This is a genomic window from Vibrio genomosp. F10 str. ZF-129 (genome assembly GCF_000287055.2).
Taxonomy (GTDB): domain Bacteria; phylum Pseudomonadota; class Gammaproteobacteria; order Enterobacterales; family Vibrionaceae; genus Vibrio.
Window position 1 is genome coordinate 1 of record NZ_AJYQ02000066.1, and the last position, 700, is coordinate 700.

Sequence of the window (700 nt, forward strand, 5' to 3'; positions counted from 1 at the left end):
CAGCGCCACTTAGTAAGGCGTTATGGCGCAGGGCAAAATTTCAGCTAAGGGAACTAGATGAGTGAGAAAGTGAAAGTAGCCTTAAAGTGGCTGAAAGGACTTTTGGATGCAGAGAGCATTGAGTACCAAATTGTCGGTGGATTAGCTGCAACTATTCATGGTGGCAGCCGTGAAATTGCAGACATAGACCTTTATATCCACAACTCTGATGCTAATAAGCTCTTGGCTCACGTATCTCAATTTATATCTAAACCGTTAACTCGTTATACTGAATACGGTTGGGATTTAGAGTATTTCCAGTTGGTTTACCAAAATCAAAAAATTGAAATCGGTTTATCTCAAAATACAAAGATACAATCGGCTTTAGACAGTTCTTGGTATCAACTTGAAATTGATTATTCAGCGTCAGTTGAAAAAGACTATCAAGGTATCGTATTGCCAGTAATCCCTGTTCATCACTTAGTCGAGTACAAGCGAATATTGGGTCGGGAAGTCGATCTAATTGATATACAAGAACTAACGTCGAGGTCAGCGCCATAACAAAGCGTTTAAGACAGATTCCCAACGCTCGGCATTTTCAGTTCAAGTCAGTTTTAGTGTTTACGGTGTAATAGTTTAGGTTAGGTGGTAGCGTTGCTCACTACTTAACGCGGCGTTAGGCGGCCTATTGCATTGAAAGGTTTTGAGGTGAGGGTAGTGT

Annotated in this window: 1 protein-coding gene; it reads left to right on the top strand. The window is 41.0% G+C overall.

Annotation, left to right across the window (positions count from 1 at the left end):
• Positions 1 to 57 precede the first annotated feature (57 nt).
• Positions 58 to 540, top strand: a complete 483-nt coding sequence (locus tag A1QO_RS06940) for a hypothetical protein (RefSeq protein ID WP_017040977.1) — start codon at positions 58 to 60, stop codon at positions 538 to 540.
• Positions 541 to 700 lie beyond the last annotated feature (160 nt).